The sequence below is a fragment of the Dyella sp. genome (assembly GCF_035277725.1).
Taxonomy (GTDB): Bacteria; Pseudomonadota; Gammaproteobacteria; order Xanthomonadales; family Rhodanobacteraceae; genus Dyella_B.
Map to the genome: position 1 here is coordinate 1 of NZ_DATEJY010000105.1, position 7,782 is coordinate 7,782.

At 62.1% G+C, this 7,782-nt stretch carries 6 protein-coding genes and 1 pseudogene; 3 read left to right on the top strand and 4 right to left on the bottom strand.

The features are described 5' to 3' along the window. A pseudogene (locus VJR68_RS09605) lies at positions 1-379 on the top strand (hypothetical protein); the annotation flags it as partial. 118 nt (positions 380-497) lie between these two features. Here the strand turns inward: VJR68_RS09605 and VJR68_RS09610 are convergent. From VJR68_RS09610 to uvrA, 4 genes are all read right to left on the bottom strand, one after another. Further along, positions 498-2,309 carry a YadA-like family protein gene (locus VJR68_RS09610; RefSeq protein WP_324147452.1) on the bottom strand — a complete coding sequence of 604 codons (1,812 nt, stop codon included), beginning with the start codon at positions 2,307-2,309 and terminating at the stop codon, positions 498-500. A 452-nt stretch (positions 2,310-2,761) separates the two neighbouring features. Next, positions 2,762-3,190, bottom strand: coding sequence for a VOC family metalloprotein YjdN (yjdN, locus tag VJR68_RS09615; RefSeq protein WP_324147453.1), 429 nt, complete (start codon positions 3,188-3,190; stop codon positions 2,762-2,764). A 94-nt stretch (positions 3,191-3,284) separates the two neighbouring features. After that, positions 3,285-3,707 (bottom strand): thioesterase family protein, encoded by a 423-nt coding sequence (locus tag VJR68_RS09620; RefSeq protein ID WP_324147454.1) that lies wholly within the window; start codon positions 3,705-3,707, stop codon positions 3,285-3,287. Further along, positions 3,704-6,601 carry an excinuclease ABC subunit UvrA gene (uvrA, locus tag VJR68_RS09625; RefSeq protein WP_324147455.1) on the bottom strand — a complete coding sequence of 966 codons (2,898 nt, stop codon included), beginning with the start codon at positions 6,599-6,601 and terminating at the stop codon, positions 3,704-3,706. The genes VJR68_RS09620 and uvrA overlap by 4 nt, the downstream gene beginning before the upstream one ends. 159 nt (positions 6,602-6,760) lie before the next feature. On the opposite strand from uvrA, the gene VJR68_RS09630 reads away from it, so the two are divergent. Both VJR68_RS09630 and rplU read left to right on the top strand, forming a co-directional pair. Next, positions 6,761-7,243, top strand: a complete 483-nt coding sequence (locus VJR68_RS09630) for a DUF2059 domain-containing protein (RefSeq protein ID WP_324147456.1) — start codon at positions 6,761-6,763, stop codon at positions 7,241-7,243. A gap of 147 nt (positions 7,244-7,390) precedes the next feature. Next, positions 7,391-7,705, top strand: coding sequence for a 50S ribosomal protein L21 (gene rplU, locus VJR68_RS09635; protein ID WP_324147457.1), 315 nt, complete (start codon positions 7,391-7,393; stop codon positions 7,703-7,705). The last annotated feature ends 77 nt before the right edge of the window (positions 7,706-7,782 follow it).

A 7,782-nucleotide genomic window follows, 5' to 3' on the forward strand; every position in this document is an offset into this window, starting at 1 on the left:
CAAGAGCCTGGCGACCGGCAGGAGCTCGATCGCGATGGGCGAGGGCGTGAATGTGCGCAGCGACAACAGCATTGCGATCGGGCGTGGCGCGATGGTGACGGCGAATGCGAGCGATGCGCTGGCGCTGGGCGCGGAGGCGAGTGTGGAAGCGGGTGCGATCGGCAGTGTCGCCCTGGGCCATGGCGCGGTGGCGGATCGTGGTAATTCGATTTCCATTGGTGGTGGCAGTGTCGGTGCACGGCAGATCATCCATGTTGCGGCGGGTACCGAACTCGATGACGCAGTGAATGTGGCGCAACTGAAGGAAGCCGTTGCGGCGATGATGGCCGAGATACAGCAGTTGCGCAGCCAGCTTGCTGCACGCCCGGCTGCGCATTGATGCACGCAAAAAAGAAGCCTGGCGAAGGCCAGGCTTTGAGGGAACGACTTGAGGAGGATATTTATAACTTGCTGGATCGGCGTCCTCCCCTGCTTGCAGGAGAGGATGCCGAGGTTTATCACCACTGGAACGATGCACCCACACCGACGGTGTTGCCATCGTTGGACAAGCCCACACCTGCGCGAACCTTCCAGTTTTCGTTGATGCGAGCTTCCCCACCCAGGGCGGCAGAGGTATAGCCCTTGTAGCTACCCACGCCAGCACCGACCGAGAACGTTTTGCCAACGTCGACGCCCGGAATCATGGTGAGTGCCGTGACACCCGCAATACCGGAGTAAGCCGCGCGTGCGGTGTTGCCGATCTGACCCTGCAGCCCGTCGACCTGACTCTGCAGCCCATCGATGCGCTTATCGAGCTGATTCACGGCACCTTCGACGCCGCGAACTTGCTGGCCACCGATCGTGTAAGTCGGTGTGCTGATGGTACCGTCCGCGTTGAGAGTGGCCCCGCCGCCGAGCGCATCGGCCGTGCTTTGCGCGGTGGCAGCGAGCTGCGATCCGTTGACGGCATCCTTGCTTCCTGCATTCACGGCACCATCGCCGACGTTGGTGATCTTGTTGCCCTGGGCATCGTAGTTCCACGTGCCGCCACCATCGCCACCACCACCACCGTTGTTCTCGATGTTGGTGACGCGGTCGCCGATGCTGGTGACGCTCTGGTTCAAGTTGTCGACCTGGCCTTGCAGTGCGCTCAGCTGGCCGAAGTTGACGGCGTCATATTGGTTTTTGCCATCCGCTACGTTGGTCAGGATCACTGGCGATGAAGCCGGGCCGCCCAGTGTCACCGAACCGTAGTTCGCGGAGCCGTCATCATTCAGGTCGTATCTCACAGCCAGCGAATCGGTGGCACCCGATGAGGCCGCGGCCTGGATGGCCTGTTGGACGGTGAAATACTTGTTGCCGAAGACCGTAAATTCAGGCTGCGTGATGCTGCCATCCGGCGCGATGCCGGCGCCGGCACCCAAGGCATCCGTGACGCCTTTGAGCTGGCTTACGTTCACCGCATCCGTCAGTTGCGTGCCGGGTGCCACGTTGATGATCTGGCGTTCTGCACCGAAGGCACCGATGGATAGCGCATTCACGCGGTCGGCGATGGTGCCGGCGCCCAAGGCGATGCTGCCATAGGCATTGGCAGCCACATTGGCGCCCGCACCCAATGCGATGGCATTGGTCGCGTTTACGCCCACGCTTGCGCCGGTGCCCATGGCGATCGAGTTGTCGCTGCGGCTGTTTACTCTGGCGCCGTCGCCCATCGCGATCGAGCTCTTGCTCAGCGCCTGGGTATTGTTGTTGCCGACGGCAAGCGCGTTATCGGCATTTGCCCTCACGTTTGCACCCAGCGCTATGGCTTGTGTACCCCGGGTGGAAACATTCGAGCCAACCGCGACTGAATAGGCCTGGTCTGCTCCGGTCTGAGCACGGCTGCCGAGTGCAACGGAGTTGTCCGATACAGCGATGGCCTGCACGCCCAAGGCGACCGTATTGCCGCCACTGGCGTTTGAATTCACGCCCATGGCCAGTGCGGACATCGTCGAAGCCGCATTATTGAGGTCTGCGTAATTGGTGCCCTGCATGCCATCAATAGCAATCAGCGGGTCGGATACGTCCATGATGCCCATGGAGCTGCGCGCAGCCGTGCCCATCGCCAGTAGCGGGTTGGCGAGGTTGGCATAGGTAGCGTTGTGCGCGTCGTCGTCGTTGTTTTTGTCGTCGGTTGCTGTTGCGTCATAGCTGTCTGCAAACGACGTGTTCTGCACATCGGTACCGTTGGCCACCGCCGACCCCATCAGAATGGCTTCGGCCAGGGCAGCCGCGATCAAGCTGCGGGTAAAGCGTCCTTGCTTATGGCTGGGATTAATACGATTCGCCATGCTCATGGCGTTCTCCTCATCAGATCGTTGGTGATGAGGGAATGCTAGAAATGGCGAGTATTTAGGTCATTCGGGTCGAGTCTGATCCATATGGGATGAGTCGTAGTCTCAGTCCGAATTTGTCCGATGCTGGGTGGCACGCTGAACAGCGTGGCGAGGTTTGTTCAGTATCGCAGGCTGATCGTCGGGTCGGCGGAGGCGGGCCTGGTGGCATAGGCATCGTCGCCCCGGCGAACGCCGGGGACCAGTGACTTTCGGCGCTCCAAAAAGTCACTGGGTCCCGGCTTTCGCCGGGACGACGATTTAAGCTTTTCCGTCGTATGCGAGCAAAGTCCGGCCTAAGTTAGTGCCATTGGGCCTGGTGGCTTTGACGATATTCAAGTCGCTGGGTCTCGGCTTTCGCCGGGGCGAAGACGTATTGAACGCTTTGCTGTTGTTCGGGCGCTTTGGTGTTACGCGCCTTCGTGCTGCACGTTCACCATCCACGGCACGCCGAACTTGTCCACCAGCATGCCGAAGCCGTCGGTCCAGAAGGTTTTCTGGAACGGCATGGTGACTTGGCCGCCTTGCGCCAACGCGTTGAAATGCTTTTCACCCGTGGCGACATCCTTGACGGTGACCGAAAGGCTGAAGCCGGCGTGTTCGGTTTTCTTCTCGCCCGCCTGGCCGTCGGACATCAGCAGATGCGTGCTGCCGATGGCCAAGGTGGCGTGCATGATCTTGTCGGCGAGTTCGGGCGCGGTCTGATAATCGTTGCTGGCGGGCGCATCCTTGAAACGCATCTTCATGAGTTCCTGTGCGCCGAGCGCGTCGCGATAGAACGCAATGGCCTCTTCGCAGCGGCCGTCGAAGAACAGGTAAGGCTGGATTTCCATAGTCATGCCTCGCTCGTTGGGGAAGGGAATGCGTGGGTTGGGGGCGAACCCAACATCACGATGCATGGATGCATGGCGATGTTGGGATTTGCACCCCAACCTACGCGGCGTCGCGGATGGCTTGTGGCAAGGCTACGGATTTGCCAGTGGCGGGGTCCATCCACACCATCACCACGTTGCCATCGCAATAGAGCTTGTCGTGGTCGGCAGCATCCACGATGCGATGCGCGACGGTCATGGAGCTGTTGCCCATGCGCGCGCAATACAGCTCGATATGCACCTCGCCGGGCCACGCGATCGGCTGGCGATAGTTGAGCGTACTCGCCGCCATCACTGGCATGGCGTGCTCGCTCGACCACGGCCCTGGCAGATGTTGCAGCCATTGCACGCGCGCTTCTTCCAGATAGGTGAGATAGGTCGAATTGTTGACGTGATTGAACGCGTCCAGGTCGCGCCAGCGCACGCTGATGGCGGCGGTGTACAACGGTGCGGAAACGGAGGAGGAATCGGTTGCCGTGTTCATGACGCCACTTTTCGCTTGGATTTGGCCTTGCCGTTGTCGCTTTCGATCTTGGCGCGCGGTGCTTTGGCCGGCTTGAGATGGGTGGCAAGGAAGCGCCCGGTATGCGAACCCGCCGTGGCGGCAACCGTTTCGGGCGTGCCGGTGACCAGAATGCGCCCGCCACCCGCGCCGCCTTCGGGGCCAAGGTCGACGATCCAGTCGGCGGTCTTGATCACATCAAGGTTGTGCTCGATCACCACCACGGTGTTGCCTTGGTCCACGAGCTGATGCAGCACGTCGAGCAACTGCTCGATATCGTGGAAATGCAGGCCGGTGGTGGGTTCGTCGAGGATGTACAGCGTGCGGCCGGTTTCGCGCTTGGACAGTTCCTTGGACAGTTTCACGCGTTGCGCTTCACCACCCGAAAGCGTGGTGGCGCTCTGGCCGAGCTTGATGTAATCCAGGCCGACCGAACGCAGCGTGTCGACCTTGCGCGCGATCACCGGTACGTTCTCGAACAGCTTGGCGGCGTCTTCCACCGTCATGTCGAGCACGTCGGCAATGGTGTGGCCCTTGTAGAGAATCTCCAGCGTTTCGCGGTTGTAGCGTTTGCCGTGGCACACATCGCACGGCACGTACACATCCGGCAGGAAGTGCATTTCCACCTTGATCATGCCGTCGCCTTCGCAGGCCTCGCAGCGGCCGCCGCGCACGTTGAAACTGAAGCGGCCGGGCGTGTAGCCGCGGGAACGTGCTTCCGGCACCTGGGCGAACAGTTCGCGCAGTGGCGTGAACAGGCCGGTATAGGTGGCGGGGTTCGAACGCGGCGTGCGGCCGATCGGTGATTGGTCGATATCTACCACCTTGTCGAACAGCTCCATGTTTTCCACCGATTTATACGGTGCAGGTTGGATGCTGGAACCGTTCAACTCGGCGGCCGCGAGTGCGAATAGCGTGTCGTTGATCAGCGTGGATTTGCCGGAACCCGATACACCGGTGATGCAGGTGAACAGGCCGGCCGGAATCGACAGGTCGACGTTCTTCAGGTTGTTGCCGCTGGCGCCGCGCAGATGCAGCCAGGAATCCTTGTCGAGCTGTTCGCGGCGTTCTTCCGGCACTTTGATCTCGCGCTTGCCGGAAAGGTATTGGCCGGTGACGGAGCGCGGCGAAGCAAGGATGTCTTTCAGCGAACCTTGCGCAACGACTTCGCCACCATGCACGCCGGCGCCCGGGCCGATATCGAGAACGTAATCGGCGGCGCGGATGGCGTCTTCGTCATGCTCCACCACGATCACGGTATTGCCGAGATCGCGCAGGCGCGTCAGCGTGCCGAGCAGGCGCTCGTTGTCGCGCTGGTGCAGGCCGATGGAAGGCTCGTCCAGCACGTACATCACGCCGACCAGGCCAGCGCCGATCTGCGAGGCAAGACGAATGCGCTGCGCCTCGCCGCCCGACAGCGAATCGGCCTGACGGTCGAGCGTGAGGTAGTTGAGGCCCACGTCGTTGAGGAAGCTCAGGCGCTCGCGGATTTCCTTCACGATTTTCACCGCGATCTCGCCGCGCCAGCCGGTGAGCTTTAGCGTTTCGAAAAAGGCGAGGGCGTCGTCGATGGAGCGCGAGGTAAGCGAAGGCAGCGAATGGTCGACCACGAACACGTTGCGCGCCGAGCGGTTGAGGCGCTGGCCTTCGCATTCGCGGCACGGCTGATCGCTGATGTATTTCGCCAGCTCTTCGCGCACGGCGGGCGATTCGGTTTCTTTGTAGCGGCGTTCCAGGTTCGGCAGGATGCCTTCAAACGCGTGCTCGCGCGTGACCTTGCCGCCGCGTTCGGTGAGGTAGCGGAACTGGATCTTCTCTTTGCCGCTGCCGTACAGCACGGCTTGTTGCACGGTCTTCGGCAGCTTCTGCCACGGCGTATCCACATCGAAGCCGTAGTGCTTGGACAGCGACATGATCAGCTGGAAGTAGTGCGCGTTGCGACGATCCCAGCCACGGATGGCGCCGGCAGCCAGCGACAGTTCCGGGTGATGCACCACGCGCTCCGGCGAAAACACCTGGGTCACGCCCAGGCCATCGCAGGTGGGGCAGGCGCCTACCGGCGAGTTGAACGAGAACAGGCGTGGTTCGAGTTCCGGCAGCGAGTAGTCGCACACCGGGCAGGAATAGCGCGAGGAGTACAACTGCTCGTTCGCTTTCGCATCGTCCATGTCCACCACAATGGCCAGGCCGTCGCCCAGGCGCAGCGCGGTCTCGAACGATTCGGCCAGGCGCTGCTTGATGTCCTCGCGCGGGCGGAAGCGGTCGATCACCGCTTCGATGGTGTGCTTCTGACGCAGGGTGAGTGGGGGGACGGCATCCAGGTCATGCACGGTGCCGTCCACGCGGGCGCGCACGAAGCCTTGCGCACGCAGCTGCTCGAACACCTGCACATGCTCGCCCTTGCGCTCGCGAATCACCGGGGCCAGCAGCATGAAGCGCTTTTCCGGATTCAGCGCCAGCGTGGTGTCCACCATCTGGCTGACCGTCTGCGCTTCCAGCGGGATGCCGTGGTCCGGGCAGCGCGGCGTGCCGACGCGGGCGTAGAGCAGGCGCAGGTAATCGTAGACCTCGGTGATGGTGCCCACGGTCGAGCGCGGGTTGTGCGAGGTGGATTTTTGCTCGATCGAGATCGCCGGCGACAGGCCTTCGATATGGTCGACGTCCGGCTTTTCCATCATGGAGAGGAATTGCCGCGCATAGGCCGAGAGCGATTCGACGTAGCGGCGCTGGCCCTCCGCGTAGATGGTGTCGAAGGCCAGCGAGGATTTGCCCGAACCGGACAGGCCGGTGATCACGATCAGCCGATCGCGGGGCAGGTCCAGGTCGATGTTCTTGAGGTTGTGCGTGCGCGCGCCGCGGATGCGTATGGTGTCCATCACGCCTGACTATTTGGGGGACCGCGCACTATAACAAGTGGGTGCCTACGGACCGCAGCGCGTGCACGGAAGCCTGCTGACAGCGTTATGTCAGCAGGCCGTCTGGACGCGATATGCTCGCCGCCCTGGACATGGCGTTAACCCGAGCGGAGGACACATATGGCAGGCAAGCGGATGGTGATCCTGGCGGCGTGCGCGGCGCTTGCGGCCGGCCCGGCCTTCGCGTCGCAGCCCTCCGAGGCAAAGGTGCGCGAACTGATGCAGGTGATGAACGTTTCCAGCCAGTTCGCCGCCATGAACGACCAGATGGCCGAGGTGATGGGGCAGCAGCTGCCCTGCGTACCCACCGACTACTGGAAGGATTATATCGACAAGACCGGCACGGAGCAGTTGATCACCGCCATGATCCCGGCCTATCAGCACCATTTCTCCGCCGATGAGGTGGACGGCCTGATCAAGTTCTATAAGTCGCCCCTGGGCCAGAAACTGGTGGCCCAGATGCCCGCCACCTTGGCCGAGGCGGCCCAGAGCGGCCAGCAGTGGAGCCGCCAGCGCACGGCGGACATGTTCTCCGACCTGCAGAAGCAAGGAAAACTGGGCGCCGACGGCCGCTGCCCCGCCACTGGCGGCGGCCACGGGTAGATTGGGGTGCGAACCCCAACTTCGGGATGGCTGGCGCGGCTGGTTACCAATTGACCAGAGCCCGCCCCCGTCGCTAAAATCCGCAGTTCGCTACGCCCGGACTGGGCGCAGCGAACCCAAGAGAATAACGACAGAAGGGCTATTCCCATGAGTTATGCAGTCATCAAGACCGGCGGCAAGCAATACCGCGTCCAGCAGGGCGACGTCCTGCGCGTGGAACTCTTGAACGCCGAAGAAGGCGCCAACGTGAAGTTCGACCAGGTGCTGCTGGTTGGTTCCGGTGAAACCATCACCGTCGGCGCCCCGACCGTTTCCGGTGCCACCGTCACCGCCACCGTGCGCAAGCATGGCCGCGCCGATAAGGTCCGCATCGTCAAGTTCCGCCGCCGCAAGCACTACAAGCGTCAGCAGGGACATCGTCAGCATTTCACCGAAGTCGAGATCACGGGCATCAACGCCTGATCCGCCAATCTGGAGTAATCAGTCATGGCACATAAAAAAGGCGTAGGTTCATCCCGCAACGGTCGCGATTCGAACCC